This is a genomic window from Acidobacterium sp. FHG110202_01, assembly GCF_059115305.1.
In genome coordinates, this window is the sequence record NZ_JBZYWJ010000009.1 from 283,793 (window position 1) to 306,923 (window position 23,131).

23 protein-coding genes are annotated in these 23,131 nt (G+C 57.4%); 17 read left to right on the forward strand and 6 right to left on the reverse strand.

What is annotated here, in order from left to right:
- Nucleotides 1–62: 62 nt before the first annotated feature.
- The 10 genes from AC5S16_RS19170 (at nucleotide 63) to AC5S16_RS19215 (ending at nucleotide 7,869) form a co-directional block, all read left to right on the forward strand.
- Entirely contained in the window at nucleotides 63–1,100 is a 1,038-nt protein-coding gene (locus tag AC5S16_RS19170) for a ThiF family adenylyltransferase (RefSeq protein WP_493931715.1), read from the forward strand.
- 156 nt (nucleotides 1,101–1,256) lie between these two features.
- Complete coding sequence (locus tag AC5S16_RS19175; protein ID WP_493931788.1) at nucleotides 1,257–1,886, forward strand: RNA polymerase sigma factor; 630 nt, start codon at nucleotides 1,257–1,259, stop codon at nucleotides 1,884–1,886.
- Nucleotides 1,883–2,188 carry a hypothetical protein gene (locus tag AC5S16_RS19180; protein ID WP_493931716.1) on the forward strand — a complete coding sequence of 102 codons (306 nt, stop codon included), beginning with the start codon at nucleotides 1,883–1,885 and terminating at the stop codon, nucleotides 2,186–2,188. The genes AC5S16_RS19175 and AC5S16_RS19180 overlap by 4 nt, the downstream gene beginning before the upstream one ends.
- Before the next feature lie 76 nt (nucleotides 2,189–2,264).
- On the forward strand, nucleotides 2,265–2,831 hold the full coding sequence (locus AC5S16_RS19185) for a shikimate kinase (protein WP_493931717.1): 567 nt from the start codon (nucleotides 2,265–2,267) through the stop codon (nucleotides 2,829–2,831).
- Nucleotides 2,828–3,880 carry an AI-2E family transporter gene (locus tag AC5S16_RS19190; protein WP_493931718.1) on the forward strand — a complete coding sequence of 351 codons (1,053 nt, stop codon included), beginning with the start codon at nucleotides 2,828–2,830 and terminating at the stop codon, nucleotides 3,878–3,880. Before AC5S16_RS19185 ends, AC5S16_RS19190 begins: the two co-directional genes overlap by 4 nt.
- 224 nt (nucleotides 3,881–4,104) lie before the next feature.
- Nucleotides 4,105–5,079 carry a heme o synthase gene (gene cyoE / locus AC5S16_RS19195; RefSeq protein WP_493931719.1) on the forward strand — a complete coding sequence of 325 codons (975 nt, stop codon included), beginning with the start codon at nucleotides 4,105–4,107 and terminating at the stop codon, nucleotides 5,077–5,079.
- A gap of 7 nt (nucleotides 5,080–5,086) precedes the next feature.
- The gene (locus tag AC5S16_RS19200; protein ID WP_493931720.1) at nucleotides 5,087–6,118 is read left to right on the forward strand and encodes an ABC transporter ATP-binding protein; all 1,032 of its coding nucleotides are present in this window, start codon (nucleotides 5,087–5,089) and stop codon (nucleotides 6,116–6,118) included.
- Nucleotides 6,119–6,940 carry an ABC transporter permease gene (locus tag AC5S16_RS19205; RefSeq protein WP_493931721.1) on the forward strand — a complete coding sequence of 274 codons (822 nt, stop codon included), beginning with the start codon at nucleotides 6,119–6,121 and terminating at the stop codon, nucleotides 6,938–6,940.
- A gap of 63 nt (nucleotides 6,941–7,003) precedes the next feature.
- The gene (locus AC5S16_RS19210) at nucleotides 7,004–7,537 is read left to right on the forward strand and encodes a DUF420 domain-containing protein (RefSeq protein ID WP_493931722.1); all 534 of its coding nucleotides are present in this window, start codon (nucleotides 7,004–7,006) and stop codon (nucleotides 7,535–7,537) included.
- Between the two features lie 8 nt (nucleotides 7,538–7,545).
- A complete protein-coding gene (locus AC5S16_RS19215; RefSeq protein WP_493931723.1) occupies nucleotides 7,546–7,869 on the forward strand; it encodes a hypothetical protein in 324 nt (107 codons plus the stop codon).
- Between the two features lie 11 nt (nucleotides 7,870–7,880).
- Here the strand turns inward: AC5S16_RS19215 and AC5S16_RS19220 are convergent, their stop codons facing one another.
- On the reverse strand, nucleotides 7,881–8,606 hold the full coding sequence (locus AC5S16_RS19220; RefSeq protein WP_493931724.1) for a PEGA domain-containing protein: 726 nt from the start codon (nucleotides 8,604–8,606) through the stop codon (nucleotides 7,881–7,883).
- Nucleotides 8,607–8,729: 123 nt separating this feature from the next.
- Between AC5S16_RS19220 and mtnA the strand changes: the two genes are divergently transcribed.
- Nucleotides 8,730–9,782 carry an S-methyl-5-thioribose-1-phosphate isomerase gene (gene mtnA / locus AC5S16_RS19225; protein WP_493931725.1) on the forward strand — a complete coding sequence of 351 codons (1,053 nt, stop codon included), beginning with the start codon at nucleotides 8,730–8,732 and terminating at the stop codon, nucleotides 9,780–9,782.
- A 280-nt stretch (nucleotides 9,783–10,062) separates the two neighbouring features.
- Here the strand turns inward: mtnA and AC5S16_RS19230 are convergent, their stop codons facing one another.
- Entirely contained in the window at nucleotides 10,063–10,755 is a 693-nt protein-coding gene (locus tag AC5S16_RS19230; protein ID WP_493931726.1) for a uracil-DNA glycosylase, read from the reverse strand.
- Nucleotides 10,756–10,864: 109 nt separating this feature from the next.
- On the opposite strand from AC5S16_RS19230, the gene AC5S16_RS19235 reads away from it, so the two are divergent.
- Complete coding sequence (locus AC5S16_RS19235) at nucleotides 10,865–12,082, forward strand: aldose 1-epimerase (protein WP_493931727.1); 1,218 nt, start codon at nucleotides 10,865–10,867, stop codon at nucleotides 12,080–12,082.
- A 125-nt stretch (nucleotides 12,083–12,207) separates the two neighbouring features.
- The gene (locus AC5S16_RS19240; protein WP_493931728.1) at nucleotides 12,208–12,459 is read left to right on the forward strand and encodes a CPCC family cysteine-rich protein; all 252 of its coding nucleotides are present in this window, start codon (nucleotides 12,208–12,210) and stop codon (nucleotides 12,457–12,459) included.
- 48 nt (nucleotides 12,460–12,507) lie between these two features.
- Here AC5S16_RS19240 and AC5S16_RS19245 read toward each other — a convergent pair whose 3' ends face one another.
- The gene (locus AC5S16_RS19245) at nucleotides 12,508–13,446 is read right to left on the reverse strand and encodes a hypothetical protein (protein WP_493931729.1); all 939 of its coding nucleotides are present in this window, start codon (nucleotides 13,444–13,446) and stop codon (nucleotides 12,508–12,510) included.
- 307 nt (nucleotides 13,447–13,753) lie between these two features.
- Between AC5S16_RS19245 and tig the strand changes: the two genes are divergently transcribed.
- The 4 genes from tig (at nucleotide 13,754) to lon (ending at nucleotide 19,710) form a co-directional block, all read left to right on the forward strand.
- Nucleotides 13,754–15,118: a trigger factor gene (gene tig / locus AC5S16_RS19250; protein WP_493931730.1), complete on the forward strand. Its 1,365-nt coding sequence runs from the start codon at nucleotides 13,754–13,756 to the stop codon at nucleotides 15,116–15,118.
- 5 nt (nucleotides 15,119–15,123) lie between these two features.
- Nucleotides 15,124–15,819, forward strand: a complete 696-nt coding sequence (clpP, locus tag AC5S16_RS19255; RefSeq protein ID WP_493931731.1) for an ATP-dependent Clp endopeptidase proteolytic subunit ClpP — start codon at nucleotides 15,124–15,126, stop codon at nucleotides 15,817–15,819.
- A gap of 13 nt (nucleotides 15,820–15,832) precedes the next feature.
- Complete coding sequence (clpX, locus tag AC5S16_RS19260) at nucleotides 15,833–17,110, forward strand: ATP-dependent Clp protease ATP-binding subunit ClpX (protein ID WP_493931732.1); 1,278 nt, start codon at nucleotides 15,833–15,835, stop codon at nucleotides 17,108–17,110.
- 212 nt (nucleotides 17,111–17,322) lie between these two features.
- On the forward strand, nucleotides 17,323–19,710 hold the full coding sequence (gene lon, locus AC5S16_RS19265; protein WP_493931789.1) for an endopeptidase La: 2,388 nt from the start codon (nucleotides 17,323–17,325) through the stop codon (nucleotides 19,708–19,710).
- Between the two features lie 209 nt (nucleotides 19,711–19,919).
- On the opposite strand, the gene AC5S16_RS19270 is transcribed toward lon, so the two are convergent.
- The 3 genes from AC5S16_RS19270 to AC5S16_RS19280 form a co-directional block, all read right to left on the reverse strand.
- Nucleotides 19,920–20,378 (reverse strand): hypothetical protein, encoded by a 459-nt coding sequence (locus AC5S16_RS19270; RefSeq protein ID WP_493931733.1) that lies wholly within the window; start codon nucleotides 20,376–20,378, stop codon nucleotides 19,920–19,922.
- 212 nt (nucleotides 20,379–20,590) lie between these two features.
- Nucleotides 20,591–21,742, reverse strand: coding sequence for a DEAD/DEAH box helicase (locus AC5S16_RS19275; protein WP_493931734.1), 1,152 nt, complete (start codon nucleotides 21,740–21,742; stop codon nucleotides 20,591–20,593).
- Between the two features lie 413 nt (nucleotides 21,743–22,155).
- Entirely contained in the window at nucleotides 22,156–23,097 is a 942-nt protein-coding gene (locus tag AC5S16_RS19280; protein WP_493931735.1) for a LysR family transcriptional regulator, read from the reverse strand.
- Nucleotides 23,098–23,131 lie beyond the last annotated feature (34 nt).

Consider the following 23,131-nt stretch of genomic DNA (forward strand, 5'->3'; position numbering starts at 1 on the left):
GAACCGATGTCATGCTCCCGCATCAACTTTTATACTAATCAGGAAAGCGAGAACGCCAGCCGATGCCGGTAACGCATGTTACAGATCGATTCACCGAACGATACTCCCGGCAGGTCCTTTATCCGGGAATCGGTGAGCAGGGCCAGGAAAAACTCTCCCATGCGCGCGTGGCCATTGTCGGCTGCGGAGCTACAGGGGCTGCGGCAGCCAGTCTCCTTGCCCGCGCCGGAGCCGGCACGCTGACGCTCATTGACCGCGATTTCGTCGAAGAAAGCAACCTGCAGCGGCAGGTGCTTTTCGATGAGCAGGATGCCCACGAATCTCTGCCAAAAGCGGAGGCGGCCTGTAGAAAAATAGCTCTCTTCAACAGTGAAATCACGGTTCATGCCCATGTTGCCGACCTCACCCCCGGAAACATCCACGAGCTCCTGCGCGATTCAGACCTGGTTCTTGACGCGACCGACAATTTTGAGACCCGCTATCTCATCAACGACTACGCCATCGAGCAGGACAAGCCGTGGATTTACGCCGCCGCCATCGGCGCCTATGCCGTGACGATGAGTGTCCTGCCCGGAGAAACCGCCTGCCTCGCCTGTATCTTTCCCAAGCCACCGGGCGGCACAGTAGAAACCTGCGATACCGCCGGCATTCTCAACACAGCCGTCAACCTCGCTGCCTCCATTGAGGTTACAGAAGCCATCAAGCTCATTGTCGGTGCGAAAAACAAGCTTCGCCGCAGTCTTCTGTCCTTCGATCTCTGGACCAACGAGCGCTCCGAAGTATCCACCGCGCGCCCGCGCCATGACTGCGAAGCCTGTCAGCAGCGCAACTTCGCGCACCTGCGCGGCGAGGGCCGCCCTCACATCACGCTTTGCGGACGCAATTCCGTCCAGATTCACGAGCGCCACCGCCCTGTAGACTTCAGCGAGATGGAACAGAGGCTCAGCCCTCACGGCCGCGTACGCTACAACAGCATGTTGCTGCGCTTTGAGTATGGAGACTTCGTGATGACGCTCTTCACCGATGGCCGCGCCATGATTCAGGGCACTACGGACGTAATGCAGGCACGCAGCCTTTACGCGCGTTTCATCGGCTCATGACCGTCTGTGGCAACCTTTAACATCTGCACCATCTCTAAGTACTAGTAACATTCCATTCATAGAATGATCGTCATGCATCTGGCCACACCGACAAAACCCGACAACACGTTGACGGAAAAGGCAAAGCATGGAACTTTCAAGACAGGTAATTTGCGAATGAGCGCCGAACCCACTCAGGCAAAAGCAGCGCAACATATACGCCGCAATCCTCCCATTGCCGGAGAGGAAGAAGCCATTGCCAGTGCCCAGGCAGGCGACGCCCGGGCCTTTGAAACGCTATACTCCATGCATAAGCGCCGTGTCTATTCGCTGTGCCTGCGCATGCTGGGCAACGTCGCTGAGGCAGAAGACCTCACCCAGGAAGCATTTCTCCAGCTCTACCGTAAAATCGGGACTTTTCGTGGAGACTCGGCCTTCTCCACGTGGCTGCATCGCTTGTCCGTAAACGTTGTGCTGATGCATCTGCGCAAGAAAGGCCTGCCACAGGTCTCGCTTGAAGAAACACTCGAGCCCTCTCAGGATGACGGCCCCCGTAAAGACATCGGTGAGAGAGACCTGATGCTCTCCGGCTCCGTTGACCGTGTTGCGCTGGAACGCGCCGTTGAAAACCTGCCTCCAGGCTACAGGCTGGTCTTTGTCCTGCATGACGTGGAAGGCTATGAACACAATGAAATCGCCGATATGCTCGCTTGCTCCATTGGCAACAGCAAATCGCAACTGCATAAGGCGCGCATGAAGCTGCGCGATCTCCTCCGGTCCGGGGAACCAAAGGAGTCGGTCGCATGAGCAGCCCAGGCAGCGGTCAAGATAAGGGAAACATGAATTGCGCGGAATTTCAGGAAAAACTGCCCGAACTGTTTGAGGCGGGCATAGATGTAAGCAACGAGCAGCACATAAAAGGCTGCGAGAACTGTGCTGCACTTGTGCGCGATCTTGAGTACATTGCAGCCCAGGCAAAACTTCTTCTGCCGATCCACGATCCCAGCCCGGAAGTATGGGATAACATCCAGTCTGCCATCCGCAGCGGATCTGGGGATAATACATCCACCGCCTCCGGGAAAAAAGGCGCAAAATTCGCCAGCTTCTAAATCAGCAGGCACCCAGCCCGATAACCCCCTCCCCCATGGGTATTCAGCACCGGGAAACTTATAATGCAGGGAACGCATGAAGATCACCGCACAGTTCCCTGCCGGCGTCTCGCGCATCGTGCTTGTAGGGTTTATGGGCGCAGGCAAGTCCACCGTGGGCGCATTGCTTGCTCCGCAATTGCATTGGCGTTTTCTTGATGCGGATGCTGTTCTGGAAGAGCGCGCAGGTTCTACCATCGCAGAAATTTTCTCCCGTCGCGGTGAGTCCGTCTTTCGCAAGCTCGAAGCTGAAGTCATCAGCGAATTGCTTCGCGAGCAGCATCTTGTTCTCGCGGTAGGAGGCGGCGCCATTGAAACAGAAGCCGCACGCCAGGCGCTCTTCCAGTCGCCGGACACCTGCGTCGTTTTCCTCGAAGCTCCTCTCGAAGTCATGATCGCCCGCTGCGAGGAGCAGCCGGGAGCCGCGGTCCGTCCGGTACTGAACGATCGCGAGCGCCTGCTGAAAAGATTCGAGAACCGGCTGCCGCATTACCGCAACGCGCATGTAGTCATTCAAACCGCATCGCTCACCCCCACAGAGACAACGCAACACATCATTGAAGCTGTAACTCGCCTCTACAGGAAGGAAGATGCGCTCGCATGAGGCAACGCTCCCTTCGCAGTGATATTGTTTTCGCCTTTGCCCTTGCCCTTGGACTTTATCTCGCATGGCTGGTGCGCAACGTTCTGCTACTCCTGTATGTCAGCGCGCTCTTCGCCGTCGTGCTCATGCCTGTGGTCCGCGGCATCATGAAGTTGCGCATCGGCAAGTGGCACCCCAACCGCGGCATAGCCATCCTGATCCTGTTTCTTCTCGTTGGCGGCTTTGCGACTCTCTTCTTTGTCTTCGCGCTCCCTCCTGTCATCCATGACACACGGGAATTCGCCAACGAGCTGCCCACGCGCGGGCCACAACTCCTCTCCCGCATTCGCCAGCTTCCGCTGATGCAGCGCATTGACATCAGCGCCCTCAATGCCAAACTGCAGGACTTCGCCGCAAATTTTGCGACCTATCTCTTCTACTCTGCCCGCCAGTGGGCGAGTAAACTCTTCGACATCATTACCGGCATTATTCTCACTGTCTACTTCATGCTCGAAGGCGAGCAGGCATACCACTGGCTCCTCAGCTTCTTCCCCGTCAACACGCGCCAGCGCCTCGACACAACTTTGATCCGCGCCGAGATTCGCATGGGAAAATGGCTCCTCGGCCAGGGCATGCTGATGCTGATCCTTGGGGTCCTCAGTACCGTCGTATATCTTGCCCTCGACATCCGCTACGCCTATGCGCTCGGCGTGCTGATGGGCCTCTTCAACATCATCCCCATCGCCGGAGCCGTCATCACCGTAACACTTTCACTGCTCGTCGCCGCCATCGACTCCTGGGGCCGAGTCCTTGGCGTCGGCATCTTCTACGCCATTTACGCACAGATCGAAACATCGTTCCTTACGCCCCGCATCATGCGCTCAAGTGTCGATCTCCCCGGACTCGCCGTCATCGTCGCACTGCTGTTAGGCGCCGCCTTCGACGGAATCCGCGGCGCACTCGTAGCCGTGCCAACCGCCGTCCTTGTCACTGTGCTGCTCGACGAATACGCCGTAAACCAGGACCCAGTCATCGCCGAACCCAAACCACTCACCGAAGTACAAAGGTAGCCATGATCTGGGTGCCCCAGGTTCGCGAAGCTAACCTGGGGTCTTTTATCAGAACGAACATGGACTCCGGGTGTCCTATCCTTTCGTCGTAGTGCTCGACAAAAGGGTGGAAGACCGAAAATCTTTTTCGACATCCGTTAGCTACGCATTCCTCGATCCACCCGCTTGCTATCATGGTGAGTGGTCTCAGCCGCAAAATTCATCCCACTCCGGGCGGAGCAGCGATGACGCCAGCCGCACCTGCATCCCCAGCGCTTGAAGCTATCGCAAGCGAGGAAAAGCACACCCATCTGCGCGCCGGAGAAACCGCCTCCCGCATCACCGACTACGCCGAGCTCTTCAAGTTCCGCGTCACCGCGCTGGTCGTCATGACCGCATGGGCCGGCTTTTATCTCGCCTCCATGCGCAGCGGCATCAGCAGCATACAGCCGGGGCTGATTGCCGCCCTGGCCGGCATCGGACTCGTCTCTGCCGGCTCAGCCGCGCTTAACGAAGCGCTTGAGCGTAAGCTCGACGCCAAAATGATCCGCACAGCACAGCGCCCCATGGCCTCCGGACGCATCAGCCTGGCACATGGCCTCGTCCTGGGCATGATCGCCATCATCGCCGGTTCGCTCTGGCTGACCTACGCCACCAACCTCGTCACCGGCACACTGACCCTCATCACGGCGTTCAGCTATGTCGCCATCTACACGCCATTGAAGCGCCACACCACGCTTGCAACATTCATCGGCGCCTTTCCCGGAGCCATGCCGCCGCTTCTCGGCTGGACCGCCGTTCGCGGCGCCATCGAATGGCCCGCCGTCGCGCTTTTCGCGATCCTCTTCGTCTGGCAGTTTCCGCACTTCATGGCAATTGCCTGGCTCTACAAGGAAGACTACGGACGCGCCAGCATCCGCATGCTCCCCGTCGTGCAGCCCGATGGCTGGTCGACCGTGCTCGAAGCCATCACCTACGCTGTGCTCATGGTCCCCGTAAGCCTGCTTCCGGTCTATCTGCACATGGCCGGTCGCATCTATGGAGTCACAGCGCTGCTGCTCGGCTGTGCCTATCTCGGATACACGCTCCGCTTCGCCCGCATCACCCGCGCCCGCAGCATAGTGGAATCAAAAATGTACGCACGCGATCTGTTGAAGGTGAGCGTCATCTACCTGCCTGTGCTGCTCACCATCCTCATGCTGAATGCGGCAGGAAAGTAGTTTGCCTATGTCCTCTGTCACTCCAGTTTCTGCCTCTTTGAATATTGAACCTGCACATGGCAAAGCAGGTCCTGCGCCTATCTCGTTAGCCGATCTCACGCATAACTATGGCGAGCGTCTGGCTCTCGATCACCTGACCTTTGACGTGCGCCCCGCGGAGATCTTTGGCCTCCTCGGCCCCAACGGCAGCGGCAAAACCACGCTCTTCCGCATCCTCTCCACCCTGATGGTGCCCACCAGCGGACGCGCACTGCTTCAGGGATTCGATGCTGCGCGCGAGCCCAACAAGGTCCGCCAGCAGATCGGCATTGTCTTTCAGGCGCGCAGCCTCGACATCAAGCTCACCGTCGCAGAAAATCTGAAGCACCAGGGCCACCTCTACGGATTGCAGGGCTCGGAACTCAAGCGCCGCATCCGCGAAGTGCTTTCCCGTGTCGCTCTGCTTGACCGCGCCAAAGATACCATCGAAACACTCTCCGGAGGCATGCAGCGCCGCGTGGAACTCGCAAAAGGATTGATCCACTCTCCCTCCGTTCTCTTACTCGACGAGCCGTCCACCGGCCTTGATCCCGGAGCGCGCCACGACCTCTGGCAGTATCTGCGCATGCTGCGCGATGAGGAAGGCGTAACCGTGCTTGCCACCACACATCTGATGGAAGAAGCCGAGCACTGCGACCGCCTGGCCATCCTCAATGAAGGCAAACTCGTCGCGCTCGGATCACCCTCCGAGTTGAAGTCTCAGATCGGCGGCGACGTGGTGCTCTTTGAAGCCGCAAGCGAATCTGCCGCACAGGAGTTGTCTGCAAAAATCGCGAATCGCTTCATCGTCGCGTCCACCGTGCTCGGCAACACCGTCCGCCTCGAGCGCGAGCACGGACATAAATTCCTGACCGACGTAGTCGAAGCCTTTCCCGGACTCGTCGAAGGTGTCTCCGTTGCCAAGCCCAGCCTCGAAGATGTCTTCATCCAGCGCACCGGCCATCGTTTCTGGACTGAGAAAAATCAAGCAGAAATGGGCCACATAAAGGACCAAGCTTAAATGGCTACCGTTGCTGCAACCGCTCCGCGCATCCTACCTTCGCGAAATGCAAACATCTGGACCGCCGCCTACACGCTGTGGGAGCGCGAAATCGTCCGCTTCTACCGCCAGAAAGCGCGCGTCGTTGGTGTCATCGCTTCGCCTCTGCTCTTCTGGTTCGTGCTCGGCTCCGGATTCGCCCACAGCTTTCGCAGCAGCAACACATCCGATCAATACCTCGGCTACTTTTTTCCCGGAGCAGTCGTGATGATCGTGCTCTTCACCGCGATCTTCAGCATGATGTCCCTCATTCAGGACCGCAACGAAGGCTTTCTGCTCTCTGTTCTGGCCGCGCCCGTAAGCCGCTCCGCCATCGTATTAGGAAAAGTTTTGGGAGGCGCAACCCTCGCCGCCATTCAGGGAATCGTCTTTCTCGTCTTCACGCCGCTTATCGGAGTGCATCCAAACCTCGCAGCCATCGCCATCAGCGTCGTCGCCATCGTGCTCATCAGCTTCGAGCTGACCGCCCTTGGCTTCGCCATCGCCTGGCCCATGGATTCGCCGCAGGCCTTTCATGCCATCGTGAACCTGCTCCTGCTGCCGCTATGGATGCTCTCCGGCGCTCTCTTCCCCGCCGGCGGAGCATCCGGCTGGCTGCGCATTCTGATGCGTCTGAACCCGCTGACCTACGGTGTCGAAGCCCTGCGTGGCGCGCTCTTTCCCGCGCAGGCAACAGAGTTTTCGCTCTCTACGAACCTGGGCATCACCATCGCCTTCTGTGCGCTGACTTTCACTGCATCCTGGGCCATCGTCAACCGCAGAACCAACAAACCGTCAGCATGATTTCCCCACTGCTGTCATCCTGAACGGAGTGAAGGAACTTCTTTATCTATAAATTGAGGGAAAATGCAAGCCACAGCAACAAGCCGAGCACCCATCGCCGCCATCATCACAATCAGCGTCGTCGCCACGCTTTTCCTGTTGTGGCTCGTCTACATTCATCCTCCATCGCAGGACTACGCAACCCGCCTGCTCTTCCTCCCCGCTCTGAATGCCCTCTTTAACGCGATGAGCGCCGTGGCCCTGATCATCGGCTTTTCTTACATCAGGAAGCGCAACATCCCGGCGCACCGCGCGTCCATGATCACGGCGTTCGTCTTCTCATCGCTGTTCCTGGTGAGCTACATCACCAATCACGCCCTGCACGGCGAAATGCGCTTCCCTGGCCACGGCTCCGCGCGGACCATCTATCTCGCGCTGCTCATCAGCCACGTGCTGCTGTCCGTCGTCGCGCTGCCCATGGTGCTGATCACGTTTTTCTTCTCGCTCTCGGGCCGCTTCCCGCAGCATAAAAAAATTGCGCGCTATACCTATCCCATCTGGCTGTACGTCTCAGTAACAGGAGTTATCGTGTATGCCATGCTGGCCGCATGGCACTAAGGAACCGCATGCAGTCTGTGTCTGAATCATCGCCGGAGCGCCTGCCACTCTCGCAATCCATCGAGGATCGAGAGCCCACGCCGCCCATGCCCAACGACGGCACGCGCCAGCTCCTCCAATCCGGCGGCTGGACACTCGCCGCCGGCATCCTCGCTGCGGTGCTGACCAAATTCGTCTTCGGCGGAATCGGCCCCCAGGGCCCGCACACCAATTCCGGCTGGATCGCGCTCATCGTCGCTATGATGTGCCTCCCCTTCGGCTTTCTCCTGTTTTTACTGGGCGCAGCCAAGTGGCTGAGGAACAGGGTGCAGCGCCCAGGGATCAGGAACTAAATAAACGATCATTAGTTATTCGTAGAAGCTGCTGAAACAGGGTCCAAATCTGCATTGATATTTATTGCTCCACCGCTTACCTTGATCTTCCTTGACCAGTTCTGAAACTCCTTCTTTTTGACTACAATTTCATGGTCACCATCCCCAAGTTGGACGGAGGATGGTGTGTTGCCGACGTAGTTGCCATCCACTTCAATATCTGCACCAGATGGATTTGAGGCAATGTTCACCCCAGTCTTAACACCATTGGTTGTAATGGCCGAAGTCGGCGAGACAGTTGCTCCTGATACATTTGTCGCAGCAGTTTTCAATTCGGCAGCGTGCTCGCTCCAATGCTTGGTAATAGCTTCGCAAGCGCTCTGGACTGAACCACCAACAGATAAAGTTGACTTGCTGAATATGGAGTCCCCACTAGTCCGCACAAAAACCACGATTTTGTCTTTATGCGCTAGTAACCCTTTGCCACCTTCATGATCAAGTTCCACAACGTAATCGCTGGCATTCGCACGATTATTAATTACAACATCGGGGCAACGTTGGCTAAACGTCTTTATTATTTCTGCAGTTTGCGGCCTTGCTCCGCCTGCACTTGAACCTGCAAATGCATCTGATGATCCCCCAGCGGCGCTTCGAACTTCCCAAGAATTACTATCTGTGATGTACGCTCTCGGTTTGTCTTGAGCAAAAGCTGCTGCGGTAACCAAGGCGCACGACATAAAAAATGCAATTGTTCTCATTAAAATTTCCTTCCATGTTCTGCATCGAATGGCGCGAGTGTATCAAGATTTTTCTCAGTCCTGTCAATCCTTAAGTAATCTCCAAGTAATCTCCGAATGCCCTGTACCCTGTAAACTTTCAACATGATCCCCACTCTCGAATGGACTGAAGAAGGCGTCCGCTTTCTCGATCAAACCAGGCTGCCTCTCGAAGAAACCTACGTGCTCGCCACCAGCTACCAGCAGGTAGCCGACGTCATCACCACCATGGTGGTGCGCGGTGCTCCGGCCATCGGCGTTTCCGCTGCCATGGGAGTCGCACTCGGCGTCAAGCAGAGCAAAGCCGCAAACATCGAAGCGCTGAAAGAAGAGTTCGAGACCATCGCGAAGACCCTCGCCGCCACGCGCCCCACGGCTGTCAATCTCTTCTGGGCCATCGACCGCATGCGCGAGCGCTTCTCCGCCCTCGTCGCGCAGCCGGACATCACGCACCAGGCCATCTCCGAAGCCCTCATCAAAGAAGCGCAGCTCATGTACAACGAAGACATCGCCGCCTGCAAAACCATGGGCGCAAACGGCGCAGAGCTATTGCCTCAGGATGGAGGAGTACTCACCCACTGCAATGCCGGAGCGCTGGCTACCTGCGGCTACGGCACCGCCCTCGGAGTCATTCGCGCCGCCGTCGAGCGCGGACACGGCATCCACGTCTACGCCGATGAAACCCGCCCGTTCCTGCAGGGCGCGCGCCTGACCGCATGGGAGCTGATGCACGACGGCATTCCCACCACCGTCATCTGCGACAACATGGCCGCCAGCCTCATGCGCCAGGGCAAGATTCGCGCAGTCGTGGTAGGCGCAGACCGCATCGCCGCAAACGGAGACGTCGCCAACAAAATCGGCACCTATAACGTTGCCATCCTCGCCAAGGAGCATGGTATTCCCTTCTACGTGGCCGCTCCGTGGTCGACTATCGACCTCGCCACCGCCACCGGCGACCAGATTCCCATTGAGCAGCGCGCCGCCACTGAGGTCACGCACCACGCGGGAAAGCAGCTCACTCCGCACGGCGTCGGCATCGAGAACCCGGCCTTCGACGTAACCCCGGCAAAATATGTAACCGCCATCATTACAGAACGCGGAGTGCTGCGCGCCCCCTATGCAGAATCGCTGGCGGAGCTGGAAGAACAGCCAGCGTAGTGCAGGTTAACTAAATGAATTGTCATCCTGAGCGTAGCGCGCAGTCGAAGGACCTGCTTTTCGCATCGGTCGGCGAGGGCTTCAGTCTTCGTAGTAAAGCTTGCGTCTGCTTGCGGTGTTTTGGGCCGGGATAAACCTATCCCAGGTTAGCTGCGCGAACCTGGGGCACCCGCTTTCTTGGCTACCGATGCTAAAGCAGGTTCTTCGCGGAGCCTGCCCTGAGCGCAGCCGAAGGGCTCAGGATGACAGCGTTGGGATGTTTTTCAACTTTTGAGGCCATCTACAGCCCAGCCAGAACCCGGGCCCGCTGAAAAACCTTCAGAAACATAGCCCGGGTCAGCTTGCCGGTATTCGTGTTCTGCAGCGAAGGGTGATAACTCCCGAGCAGCCATCGTCCATCCGGAAGCTTGTACTCCACGCCATGCCCGAACTGCAGCGCGCCGCGCTTCTCAATCTGCCCCGTGCGCAGCAGATGCGCCACAAATCCATCAAAGGCAATCTTGCCCAGGCACACCACCACTCGCAGCCGCTTGTGTGCGGCAATTTCCTCATCGAGAAACGGAGCGCAATTCTCCAGCTCCTCCGGCAGCGGCTTGTTTCCTGGAGGAGCGCACCGCGCCACACTCGTGATCCACGCATCGTGGAGCTTCATGCCGTCATCCCTCGAAACAGAATGCGGCTGCGAAGCAAATCCGGCATCGTAGAGCACAGGATAAAGAAAATCCCCCGAGCCATCGCCCGTAAATGGACGCCCCGTGCGGTTCGAGCCATGTGCGCCCGGAGCAAGCCCCAGCAGCATCACCCGCCCCTGCGGATCGCCAAATGATGGCACCGGACGTCCCCAATATTCCCAGTCGAGATATGCGCGCCGCTTCTTTTCAGCGACACTGGTCGAATGCGCTCTCAGGCGCGTACAGAGATTGCAGCTGACGATGCGCGCATTCAGAGCAGCCAGGGCATCTTTCTGGGACATTTGTTTCAGGGGCACAGCTTGATTCTACTTCCCGTCTCAATCGCGTAGAATAGGTGCGCTTGTAAAGCAAACGTTTCCTATCCCGCACCAATCACGAGGTCTCGACACCATGTCTGTTCGTTACGAACGCCATTTGCTCGCGATAGCAGCTGCTGCGCTCTTCCTTCCTTTTGCCGGATGCAACAAGCCCGCGCCTCCTCCGCAACAGGAAAGTACCGCGGCGCCTAAACCCGCTGCTGTCACGCAAATTGGCGGACAGGATATCGTCAAGCTCCAGCGCAAAGCCACCGCAAACGGCGCTAAACCGGAGTTCCTCACCGCAACCATTTTTCCCGGCCGCGGCATGAATCTCTTCCAGATCACTGCCAACATTCCGGGCAAAGGCGAAATCCAGGTGCTCGCTTCGCCGTCGCTCGATGAAGCAGCCCAGAAGCTCACCGGGAGCGGCGCCGATCAGAATGGAAACGCCAGCTTCTCCTTCGGCGGCGCATTTCTGGTCCCCTATCCCAACCGCATCCGCGGCACCATCTCCTCCGACGGCCAGACCATCGCCACCGCATGGAACGGCAAGCCCATCACTCTGCCTGCAAACTTTTCCGGCAAGAAACCAGGTGCGGAAAAGCATGCCATCCACGGACTGATCCTCACCGACAAGACTGACAACGTCCAGGTGCAGGACACTCCCGACGGGCAGACCATCACCGGCATCATCCATGCCGGCAACTTCGGCGGCTACTGGCCTTCGCAGACCGACCTCAATTTCACCATCTCTCTCAGCGGCGACGCGGTTGAAGCCACCATCACAGCCAAGAACATCGGCAGCGATCCTGAGCCGCTCTCCATCGGATGGCATCCCTACTTCGCCATCCCCAGCGGCGACCGCAAGCAGGCGCGCATCCATGTCCCCGCAGACCAGCTTGCTGAAGTCAACAACTATGACGACGTCTTCCCCACCGGAAAACTTCTCCCCGTCAAGGGAACGAAGTATGACTTCAATGCGCCCGACGGCGTGCCGCTCAACGACATGTTTCTCGATGACAACTTCGCGCACCTGAAGCGCACCAATGGAAACGTCGTCGTCGACCTCACCGATCCGGCCTCGCAGTATGGCATTCACATCATCGGCGAATCACCCGAGATCAAAACGGTACAGGTCTACGCTCCGCCTGAGAAGCAGTTCACCGCCATCGAAGAGCAGTTCAACTTCGGCGACCCCTGGGGCAAGGAATGGCACGGCATCGACACCGGAATGATCACGCTGAAACCAGGCCAGTCCGTAACCTGGAAATGCAAGCTGGCCCTCTTCGTCCCCTCTGCCTCGAAGTAAGCCCAAGCCCCAGGTCGCTGAGCACAATCGAAAGTAACCTGGGGCAGCTCCTAAATCACGCCCGCACGCAACATTTCCCGACAATTCCTCCGCAACTCAAAAACTAAAATGCCGTCTGATCGTTTATGGAATCACTTACGCATGTGCGTTGCCTCTGCTGCGGTTTTAAAACTCTCGATCTTCCGAATTCTCTAGGATTATGTCCCGTCTGCTGGTGGCAGGATGACGGCCAAGACGACAGCGATGCCGACGTAGTCCGCGGCACCGTCAATGGCGACCTGAGCCTGGCCGCAGCGCGAAATAACTTCCAGCTTCACGGCGCCGCCCACCCACGCTTCGTGACCCACGTCCGCAAGCCCCTGCCCGGCGAAATGTAAGACCGGCACGCCGCATCTCCCCGGCCGGCAACGCATACACCGGAAATTTTAGGTGTTTGGATCTGGCTTTCGCTTGCCAGGTTTAACGAGGTCTTTAATCAACTTGGGAGACTCGTTTGTCCAATACTTTAGACGTGCGTCTAAATTCGGCGTCAACGAACCTTCAGCTTTGCGCTTGGCAGCTATAAGTGCCACCGACCGCTGATGGCGGTTCTGACTCGGATCCGGGGTTCCTGCTAATCGGTTGTATTCGGTATAGTCGGGTTTGGGCTTTCGAAGCTTATTGGGCCCTCTGTTTCCGCTGTTTGGTGCTGCAGCAGGCGCGGGTGCAGATTGGCTGTTCGCTGTTACAGCAGGTGCGGATGCGGCGTTTGATACTGCAACAGGTACAGGTTGACTGTTTAGGGCAGCACGCCTCTCATTATTTTGCTGGGATGGCCTACTCCTCGGATCCTTTATCCCTAACTCCTCATCCACATTACCTACATATCTTTTAACTTCATCCTTTTGGCGGGATGTTAGGTAAGGTTCAAAATTGCCTTTCCACTCGTCCGTGCCATGATGCTCTTCGATTGCCTGGCGAAGCTCATCAGATGTCAGGTTTGGAACATCCTTTGACGGATTCCCGGATTTTGCCAGCACTGGAGGCGGTGCAAATCCTATTCCTATCCCGTCCGATCCCAGTGAACTTAGAGATGCTCTGTCATCTTCAACTGGAGTTTGCGGAACCCCGGTCGACATGACATCGTTCCCAAAGTTACTCAGAAAAGCTGCAGTATCTCCAGTTTCCTGCTCTCCCGCACCGGAACTGGATTGTGGGTTAAGCGGATTATGGCTGCTGCCGGGCGTGGGTGACGGAGGAGGTGTTTCTCTATAACCATGCGATTCCGCATCAAAGTAGTCGCTTGTTCCGGATGCTGGACTGGACGACGATGCGTCTGCCTCATAGTGGTTAGCGTTGTTGAAAGAAGTGTCGATGAATGGCATGTTGCTCCTCTTACGGTCTTACCAATGTGAATTCTCTGGCACGGTAATAACGCTCGCGGACAAAACTTATTCCATCTTCCTTGACCTCTTGAAAACGCTGATTCAGCCACAATTCGCGGAGCAGCCTACTAAAGTAACAATTCCCATCACCCCAGGACTCGCAGCGGCCTTCGACCGGTCAGCGCCTGACGCATAGTTGCGGTACCATAGTAAGAGACCGTTCGCTTCTGCATTCCAGGCGTGATCCACCCCCGAAAACCCCGCCTTTTCCCATGCAGCGCAACGAAGATATTTGGAAGGCATTACGTTGAGTTCAACAGAGACCATCGAGACCACCCCCGAAACAGCAGCTGAGCAGGGCCACGACCACGAGCATCACGAGCATGCCCCCAGCCTGAACCCCGAGTGCACCCGCGAAGTCGAAGTCGAAGTTCCCGCCGACGAAGTATCGCAGGCATTCCGCACCGTCACCAAGCGCTATCAGAAGCAGGCGCGCATTCCCGGCTTCCGCGCCGGCAAGGTTCCCGAGTCCGTCATCCGCAACCGCTTCTCCGATTCGCTCCGTCAGGACGTAGTCGAAAGCGTGCTGCCTACGCATTTCCGCGAAGCCATCGACAAGGCAGGCCTCAAGCCGATCTCGCAGCCGCAGGTCACCGACCTGCATCTCGAAGACGGCCAGCCGCTCAAGTTCAAGGCTGTTTTTGAAGTGTTGCCTGAGATTTCCGTCGAAGGCTATCAAAGCATCCATGTTGAAAAACCCAACACGGAAGTAACCGACGCCGAGTTCGACGCCGAGCTCGAGCGCATCCGTGATTCGCGCTCCACCATGGAGCCGGTCAGCGAAGATCGCGAACTCGTCGATGGTGACTGGGCACAGATCACCTTCCGTGGCGAGATACAGGGCGAAGCCGAGAACGCAGAAGCTGCGCAGCAGCCCATCACCGGCGATGATGTGCAGGTCGAAGTCGGCGGACAGAACACCCTGCCGGCATTTAACGAAGCCCTGCGCGGATCAAAGCCCGGACAGGAGCTCAAGTTTGAAGTCGCCTACCCCGGAGACTTCGGCGAGCGTCGTTTGGCGGGCAAGACCATTTCCTATGAAGTCGAAATCAAGGGCATCAAGAAAAAGATCCAGCCCGAGCTGAACGACGATTTTGCCAAGGAGCTCGGCGAATACGACAACATTGAAGACTTCAAGCAGAAGTTGAGGGAACACCTCGCAAACGACAAGAAGCGCAGGCTCGAATCAGAAGCCAAAGATAAAATCGTCGAAGCGCTGATTGCCAAATATCAGTTCCCTGTTCCAGAATCGCTCGTACAGCAGCAGGTGGATGCGCGCCTCGATCGCGGCCTCCGCGCTCTTGCTTCTCAGGGAATGAGTACAGAAGATATGCGGAAACTCGACTTTCACCGCTTGCGTGACGCGCAGCGCGATTCGGCCCTGAACGAAGTGAAAGGCTCGCTGCTGCTCGACCGTATTGCGGACGAAGAAAAGGTTGAGGTTTCGGATGCGGAAGTGGATCGCGAACTCGAACTGCTCTCGCTGCAAATGCGTGAGCCGCTTGATACGCTGCGCCGCCGTTTGACGGACGATGGCAGTATCGCTAGAATTCGTGAACAAATCCGCAGAGAAAAAACAGGCAGCCTGCTTTACGAAAAGCTTGCCTCATAGGCGCAATGAATCTGACCCGGAGGCCGGAAAGACGGCGGTCTCTCTGGCTTGCTGGTAGTACACAAGGGAGTGAGAAAAGCATGGCTTTGGTACCCATGGTGATTGAGCAGACGAATCGGGGCGAGCGCGCCTACGACATCTATTCCCGTCTGCTTCGCGACAACATCATCTTCCTCGGCACGCCGATTGACGACCAGATTGCCAATCTCGTCATCGCCCAGATGCTCTTTCTCTCCGCCGAAGATCCGGAGAAGGATATCCAGTTGTACATTAACTCCCCGGGTGGCTCCATTACCGCAGGGCTCGCCATTTATGACACAATGCAATACATAAAGAACGATGTGGTTACTTACTGCATCGGACAGGCGGCCAGCATGGGAGCATTTCTCCTCATGTCGGGGACCAAGGGCAAGCGCTTCGCTCTGCCCAACTCGCGTATCCTGATCCACCAGCCGTCCATGGGCGGCCTCTCCGGTCAGGCTACAGACATTGATATTCACGCGCGCGAAATCCTGCGCATCCGCGAAATCACCAATAACCTGATGTCGAAGCACACCAGCCAGTCGCTCGACAGAATTGAGCGCGACGTAGAGCGCGACTTTATCATGAACGCCCTGCAGGCAAAAGAATACGGCATTGTCGATGAGGTGTCCGGACAGGTTCCGGACACCACCAAGCTCAAAGCCGCAGCAGCAGACTAGTTTGGAGTAATGGATGAAAACGCGCTCGGGACCTGACGATGCTCTCCGCTGCTCGTTCTGCCACAAATCGCAGGACGCCGTAGCAAAACTGATCTCCTCGCCAAGCGATTACCCGCGCGCGTACATCTGCGACGAGTGCGTCGCCGTCTGCAATTCCATTCTTGAAGACGACCGCAACGAAGCCCAGGCAGGCACGCCTCCCGCGCATCTGCCCAAGCCGCTCGAAGTCCGCGCTTTCCTCGATGAATTTGTCATCGGTCAGGACCAGACCAAGAAGAAACTCGCTGTCGCCGTATACAACCACTACAAGCGCATCCAGATGAACCGCGTGCGCGGGAATGATGTCGAGCTCACCAAGTCGAACATCCTACTCGTCGGCCCCACAGGCAGCGGAAAAACTCTGCTCGCCCACACGCTGGCCAAGATGCTCGATGTTCCCTTCGCCATCGTGGACGCAACCACGCTCACCGAAGCCGGTTACGTGGGTGAAGACGTCGAGAACATTATCCTGAAACTGCTGCAGGCCGCCGACGGCGACGTGGCCCGCGCACAGACCGGTATCATCTATATCGACGAAATCGACAAGATCGGCCGCAAGGACGAGAACCCGTCTATCACCCGCGATGTCTCCGGCGAAGGCGTGCAGCAAGCGCTGCTCAAGATTCTCGAAGGGACTGTCGCCAATGTTCCACCGCAGGGCGGGCGCAAGCACCCGCACCAGGAATTCACTCCGGTCGACACCACCAACATCCTCTTCATCTGCGGCGGCGCATTTGTCGGACTCGAGCGCGTCGTCGGACGCCGCGTCGGCAAGAAGGCCCTTGGCTTCAAAGCTCTTACAGAAACCGAGCAGACAGAAACCGGAGCTATTCGCCCTACGCGCGACGCCGAGCTGCTGCGCCAGGCCGAGCCGCAAGACCTGATCAAGTTCGGACTCATCCCCGAGTTCGTTGGACGTTTGCCTGTCATCGGTATTCTCGATGAGCTCGATGAAGCAGCACTGGTTGAAATTCTCACCAAGCCGCGCAATGCCATCCTCAAGCAGTATCAGAAACTCTTTGAATACGAAGGCGTCCACCTGCTCTTCACTGAAGACGCAACCCGCGCCATTGCCCAGGAAGCGCTGCATCGCAAAGTCGGCGCGCGCGGCCTGCGCATGATCCTTGAAGAGTTGATGCTCGACCTCATGTATCACCTTCCCAGCAATAAGAAAATCAAGGAACTCGAGATCACAGCCGAAATGGTCAAGAAGCGCGATCTCTCGATTACATTGCTCGAAAAAGCTGGATAAAAAGAAAGCAGGATAAATAAAAGAAAGAGGTTGCAGGCATCCTCCCTGTGACCTCCGTGTTCTCTATGGTGCAGTATTTGTATTTCCACTTCCCCTGCCCTCGCTCTTCTGCGCCGGAATGAGTTACAGTTCATCTAATAAGGGAAAGAAGCGAAAGGGACACCGTGACCCAGCCGAAAGAAACCCGAGAGAAAAGCGATCTCCGCAGCGACATGCGCAAGCTCCCCATGATGCCCATTCGGGATATGGTGATCTTCCCCTACATGATGACGCCCTTCGTCGTCGGCCGCGAGACCAGCGTCCGCGCCCTGGAAGAGGCTCTCACCGGCGACCGCAAGATTTTCCTCGCCACGCAGCACGACGCGCGCATCGATGAACCCAAGGCCGACGACATCTTTTCGGTCGGCACTATCGGCAACATCGTGCAGAGCGTCAAGATGCCCGACGGCAACATCAAGGTCCTCGTCGAAGGCATCGAGCGCGCCAAGGCAGTCGAGCTCAATGATGCCGATGGCTTTTTCGTCGCCACCATCCGCACCAGCAGGGCAGACCTTGAAATTTCATCCAACGTCGAGCAGCTCACCCAGCGCGTCACTTCCCTCTTCGAGCAGTACGTCAAGCTGCAGCAGTCTCTCAACTACGAGACCATGATCGCCGCCGTGCGCACTGATGAGCCCGGCAAGCTCGCCGACACCATCGCTGCCAACCTCCAGCTCGAAATTCCCGAGAAGCAGGAACTGCTGGAGATTTTCGATCCCGCCGAGCGCCTTCTCCGCATCGCCGACGTGCTCGACATCGAAATCGAAAAGCTCAACATGGAGCGCAGCATCCAGTCGCGTGTCAAGCGCCAGATGGAGCGCGCGCAGAAAGAGTATTACCTCAACGAAAAGATCAAGGCCATCCAGAAGGAGCTGGGGCGCGGCGAAAAAAGCGAGTTCGACGACCTGAAAAAGAAGATCGAAACCGCCGGCATGCCCAAAGACGTTTTCGACAAGGCCATTCAGGAGCTCAAGAAGCTCGAAGCCATGCCGCCCATGTCGGCTGAGTCGACAGTCTCGCGCAATTACCTTGACTGGCTCCTGGCCGTGCCGTGGAAGAAGAAGTCGAAGGAAACACGCTCCATCGATCGCGCGGAAAAAGTCCTGAACGAAGACCACTACGGCCTCGAGAAAATCAAGGAGCGCATTCTTGAATTTCTCGCCGTGCGCCAGCTGGTCAAGAATCCCAAAGGCTCCATCCTCTGCTTCGTCGGACCTCCGGGCGTCGGCAAAACCTCGCTGGGCATGTCCATCGCCAAAGCCACAGGCCGCAAGTTCGTCCGCATGTCGCTTGGCGGCGTGCGCGACGAAGCTGAAATCCGCGGCCACCGCCGCACCTACATCGGCGCGCTGCCCGGGCAGATCATCCAGTCGATGAAGAAAGCCGGAACCAAAAACCCGGTCTTCATGCTCGATGAAGTCGATAAGATGGCCTCCGATTTCCGCGGCGATCCGGCATCGGCTTTGCTTGAAGTGCTCGACCCCGAGCAGAACTCCAGCTTCCAGGATCACTACCTCGACGTCGAATACGATCTTTCCGAAGTCCTCTTCGTCGCGACAGCAAACGTGCTGCACACCATCCCCGCGCCACTCCAGGACCGCATGGAAATCCTGCGCCTGCACGGCTACACGGAAGCGGAAAAACTCGAAATCGCCAAGCAGTACCTGCTCAAGAAGCAGCGCGACAACACGGGCCTGACCGACAAGAACATCGTCTTCTCCGACGACGCCATCATCGAAATCATCCGCAGCTACACGCGCGAAGCCGGCGTCCGCAATCTCGAGCGCGAAATCGGCAATGTCTGCCGCAAGGTCGCGCGCCGCGTCGTCAAGTCCGGAGCCAAGCACAAGGAAGAGATCACCGCCGCGAACATCTCCGAATTCCTCGGCGTTCCTAAGTTCCGCGACTCGCAGGTGCACGAGAAGAGTGAGGTCGGTCTGGTCACCGGCCTGGCATGGACCGAAGTCGGCGGCAGCATCCTGCCCGCTGAAGTCCAGATCCTTGACGGCAAAGGCAAGCTCACCCTCACTGGTCAGCTCGGCGACGTCATGCAGGAATCAGCCCAGGCTGCGCTCTCCTACGTCCGCAGCCGCGCCCTGCACCTCGGCCTGCCGCGCGATTTCTACCGCAACATCGACATCCACATCCACGTCCCTGAAGGCGCTATCCCCAAGGACGGCCCCTCGGCCGGCATCACCATGGCCACAGCCCTGGCCAGCGCGCTGGCAAAGATCCCCGTCCGCCGCGACATAGCCATGACCGGCGAAATCACCCTGCGCGGCAAGGTGCTCGCCATCGGCGGCCTCAAGGAAAAACTGCTCGCGGCCCACCGCGCCGGAATCTTCGAAGCTATCCTGCCCCGCGACAACGAAAAGGACCTGGCCGATCTTCCTGAGAACCTCAAGAACGTCATGAAGCTCCACTTCGTTGACTCGATGGACGAAGTGCTGCAACTGGCCCTGGAGGGTCCCCTGCCCGAGCTGAAGGAAGAAGCCACAACGGTGCTTGCATCCGTGCCTCCGCCACCAGCCATCGGCCCGGAACAGCGCCCCCACCAGTAACGGTGGATCAGGTTGTAACGGTTAATATCAGGTTGTCATCCTGAGCGAAGCGCAGAGCGCTGAGTTGAAGAGCATGCCGAAGGAGCCCGCACGAACTTGAAAGTCTGCCCTAAGCAGCGTCTCAGGATTCGTGCAAGTTGTCGCGAAAGCAACAAGGACTTTTCGCATCGATAGCTACAACAAGCAAGAACCACGCGATTATAAGGCTCTCACTCCTCGTGATTCAGTTTCTGTCCTTCGGGCCCGATCTGAATCTCAGAATGCTTTCCGCCAGTCATCACTTGAGCTTCATAAGCGACAATGCTGCCGTGCTTCGTCAAGGATTCGATCTTTGTGATCCTGCCCGATCCGGAGCGCTTCTGCAGGCCGTCACGCACACTGGCTGGCAGCGAATCCATATCAACCTGCTCCTCTACTTCAGTCACATTCCCCTGTTGATCCATGGTCACATCCTTCGAGTGCCCATTGACCTTCAATGCAACTTCGTATTCCACCTTGCCCTTTTCGACATCTTTGGCATAGCCGAGAACCGTCGCTCCCGTGCTCTGCTCATCAGCCGTCTTCTGTACAGCTGCAGGCATATCTGATTTCTTGACCTGCTTCTCTGCAATTGCCGCGCTGCTTGATGCAAAGACGCAGATTGCCGTTACTGCAATGATCGCCTTCATAGCAAATTCTCCTCGTGGCATCAATCTACAAAGACGACCTGAAGCACGCCTTAAAAACAACTGAAGCAAAACTTAAGACCTCCAGAACAACGGATGCTCCGCAATCTTATCCCCAGGCACCGTCGTTCTGAACGAAGTCGAGGAGGCGAATCATTGCACAGCAATGACCCGCTCTCAAGCATCGATAACCACCTGACAGGGCAGGAGAAGATTCAGGACTGCGCCTGAGCGTCTGCGCCGGACAAACCGGAATGCCCTCTCACCCGAAAGCGCTTCATATTGATAGAAAGAGCGCGCTCAATTTTGCGCAGGTCTTTCCGTTCTCCCGGAATGGCAAACGTCGAAGCCACGCCGCGGCTGGAAGCGCGTCCCGTGCGTCCTACGCGATGCACAAAGTCTTCAGCTTCCTTCGGCATGTCGTAGTTCACCACATGGGCAACGTGTGACACATCGATGCCGCGAGCAGCCACATCGGTCGCGACCAGCACGCGATGCTTGCCGTCGGCAAAGCTGCGCAGCGCGGAATTCCGCTGCGACTGCGAACGATCGCCGTGAATCTGCGTCGCTGCCCATCCTGAGCGCGACAGCCTCTTCGCAATGCGGTCTGCTCCATGTTTCGTGCGGACGAAGACCAGGAAGCTTCCCTTCTGCGATCCCAGAAGGTGCTCGAGCAGTTCGAGCTTCTTTTCCTGCTCCACCTCGAATGCCTGCAGTTCCACATTCTCTGAAGGTTTCAGCACCGACCCGATCTCGATCCGCACAGGATCCTTCAAGTATGCGCGCACCACTTCTTTGATCTGCGCATCGAGCGTCGCCGAGTAGCAAAGCGTCTGCCGCTTCTGAGGAATGCTCTCCGCAATGCGCCGGATCGCGGGCTTGAAGCCCATATCGAGCATCCGGTCCACTTCATCCAGCACAAGCATCTCCACCTGGTTAAGCTTCACCAGCCCGCGCTTCAGGTAGTCTTCGAGGCGTCCCGGGGTCGCCACAATCAGGCGCGCTCCGCGGCGGATCGCCTGCAACTGCGGCCCTTCATTCATGCCGCCTACAACCAGCGCAACATGCAGGTTCGAGCCGCCCGCAATCCTGCGGAAGCCCTGCTCCACCTGCATCGCCAGCTCGCGCGTAGGAAGAAGGATCAGCGCCTTCGCATCCTTGTTCTGCGACTGCTGCAGCCGCTCGATGATCGGAATCAGAAAGCTGAGCGTCTTGCCTGTGCCTGTCTGCGCTGTGGCCAGTACGTCTTTGCCTTCAAGCGCCGGAGGAATCGCCTGCGCCTGCACCGGCGTGGGCGTAACAAAATTTGCTGCCGCCAGGCGCGTCTTCAGCGCCGGCGAAAGATTGAAATCTGAAAATTGGTTCATTTGTCCTTTAAAGTCCGGCTCAGCATACGAATAGGTACACCGCCGGTATATGTCGGTTCATCCGGGATACAGTTTCGCTGTCCCGATGAATCAAAGTGTTTGCGTAAGGGAAAACCCGAGTGAATCAAATCAAGTGGTCGAGATCGAAGTTACTGCTCGACACAAGGTTCTGCCGGACGCTGCCTCTCACATGCCGCACATTGCGAACATGGACCCACTCCATCACGGAGCGGCTACGCTGTAGGGGCTTGGGAAATTACGTGCCAGGCGGTCTTGCTTTGGAGGGCGAGAACGGCTCACAACCAAATCACTGAGCGTAACTTCATCATAACACAGAATATCTGAGCACCGAATCAGGACGGTCCGAGACGATTCTATGATTCCTTCTTTGCCATCTCAACGCCGTCTCAGTCCTACGGGTTTCGGTTAAGGCCTTTGTTTGTACGGAGCGAGCTTCTTTGTACACGAGGTCCAAGAGCGGCCACCTCATCCGCCCGCAGCAAAAATTTCTTGAGCAACGGAGAGGTATTCGACTTGTTGTATCCCATTACGAGATCGATGGTCGGAACCTCGCCGTGCAATGGCCGGGCGACTACCGAAGGAATCAGCGCATTCTGCACATAGATTGGCAATAATGTGAAGCCGCCTGTGGATGCCACCAGCGACATTCCGCCGGATAGAGTTTCGGCATCGTAGATCTGCTTCAGTTTGATGCCAATCTTCGCCGCGTACTCCTCGATCACGGTCTTGAGCACGGGCGCGGCACGTGCTGTGCTGATGAAGTCCTCGCGACAGATGTCCTCAGGCCGGATTGCCTTGTGCCGAGCCAGGCGGTGGCGAGAAGGGAGGACCACGACCAGAGGCTCCTTGACTAGGAATTTGAAGTCCAGCCCAGCGGTCCGCGTCTCGCGCCTCAGCAGAGCCACATCGATCTCCCCCTGCATCAATGCATTTGCGAGTTCGGGTGAGGATTTCGTCGTGATCGTAACGTCGACATCAGGCGCCTCCTCACGCAGGATTCTCAACGCCCCTGACAACCAGATCACTTCCTGTCCCGGCAAGAAACCCAGTCCAAAACCCGGTTTATGAGGTCGCTCCGTGTTTCGTGCAGCTTCGCACGCTACCTCTATCTGCATCAGCGCCAGCCGTGCATGATCGAGAAATACCCGTCCAGCCGCAGTGAGCTCAATGCCCCGCGGTTTTCGCTCCAGCAGCTTCACGCCTAGCTCCAGTTCGAGATCGCGAATCTGGCGGCTCAGCGAAGGCTGTGCCGTATGGAGGCGCCGCTCAGCCGCGTGCAGAAGGCTGCCTTCCTCGGCGACGGCAATGAAATACCGGAGATGACGCAGTTCCATCTCGCCCTCCATCTATGCTTCATAAGCATAACTA

Bases quoted from the DNA above. Each gene is read 5' to 3' on its own strand.
- AC5S16_RS19210 (WP_493931722.1), top strand. From the start codon at position 7,004: ATGCAAGCCACAGCAACAAGCCGAGCACCCATCGCCGCCATCATCACA.
- AC5S16_RS19185 (WP_493931717.1), top strand. From the start codon at position 2,265: ATGAAGATCACCGCACAGTTCCCTGCCGGCGTCTCGCGCATCGTGCTT.
- AC5S16_RS19205 (WP_493931721.1), top strand. From the start codon at position 6,119: ATGGCTACCGTTGCTGCAACCGCTCCGCGCATCCTACCTTCGCGAAAT.
- AC5S16_RS19280 (WP_493931735.1), bottom strand. From the start codon at position 23,097: ATGGAACTGCGTCATCTCCGGTATTTCATTGCCGTCGCCGAGGAAGGC.
- AC5S16_RS19275 (WP_493931734.1), bottom strand. From the start codon at position 21,742: ATGAACCAATTTTCAGATTTCAATCTTTCGCCGGCGCTGAAGACGCGC.
- AC5S16_RS19180 (WP_493931716.1), top strand. From the start codon at position 1,883: ATGAGCAGCCCAGGCAGCGGTCAAGATAAGGGAAACATGAATTGCGCG.
- mtnA (WP_493931725.1), top strand. From the start codon at position 8,730: ATGATCCCCACTCTCGAATGGACTGAAGAAGGCGTCCGCTTTCTCGAT.
- AC5S16_RS19220 (WP_493931724.1), bottom strand. From the start codon at position 8,606: ATGAGAACAATTGCATTTTTTATGTCGTGCGCCTTGGTTACCGCAGCA.
- clpX (WP_493931732.1), top strand. From the start codon at position 15,833: ATGAAAACGCGCTCGGGACCTGACGATGCTCTCCGCTGCTCGTTCTGC.
- AC5S16_RS19245 (WP_493931729.1), bottom strand. From the start codon at position 13,446: ATGCCATTCATCGACACTTCTTTCAACAACGCTAACCACTATGAGGCA.
- AC5S16_RS19190 (WP_493931718.1), top strand. From the start codon at position 2,828: ATGAGGCAACGCTCCCTTCGCAGTGATATTGTTTTCGCCTTTGCCCTT.
- AC5S16_RS19230 (WP_493931726.1), bottom strand. From the start codon at position 10,755: ATGTCCCAGAAAGATGCCCTGGCTGCTCTGAATGCGCGCATCGTCAGC.
- cyoE (WP_493931719.1), top strand. From the start codon at position 4,105: ATGACGCCAGCCGCACCTGCATCCCCAGCGCTTGAAGCTATCGCAAGC.
- AC5S16_RS19270 (WP_493931733.1), bottom strand. From the start codon at position 20,378: ATGAAGGCGATCATTGCAGTAACGGCAATCTGCGTCTTTGCATCAAGC.
- AC5S16_RS19235 (WP_493931727.1), top strand. From the start codon at position 10,865: ATGTCTGTTCGTTACGAACGCCATTTGCTCGCGATAGCAGCTGCTGCG.
- AC5S16_RS19200 (WP_493931720.1), top strand. From the start codon at position 5,087: ATGTCCTCTGTCACTCCAGTTTCTGCCTCTTTGAATATTGAACCTGCA.
- lon (WP_493931789.1), top strand. From the start codon at position 17,323: ATGCGCAAGCTCCCCATGATGCCCATTCGGGATATGGTGATCTTCCCC.
- AC5S16_RS19215 (WP_493931723.1), top strand. From the start codon at position 7,546: ATGCAGTCTGTGTCTGAATCATCGCCGGAGCGCCTGCCACTCTCGCAA.
- AC5S16_RS19170 (WP_493931715.1), top strand. From the start codon at position 63: ATGCCGGTAACGCATGTTACAGATCGATTCACCGAACGATACTCCCGG.
- AC5S16_RS19240 (WP_493931728.1), top strand. From the start codon at position 12,208: ATGGAATCACTTACGCATGTGCGTTGCCTCTGCTGCGGTTTTAAAACT.
- clpP (WP_493931731.1), top strand. From the start codon at position 15,124: ATGAATCTGACCCGGAGGCCGGAAAGACGGCGGTCTCTCTGGCTTGCT.
- AC5S16_RS19175 (WP_493931788.1), top strand. From the start codon at position 1,257: ATGAGCGCCGAACCCACTCAGGCAAAAGCAGCGCAACATATACGCCGC.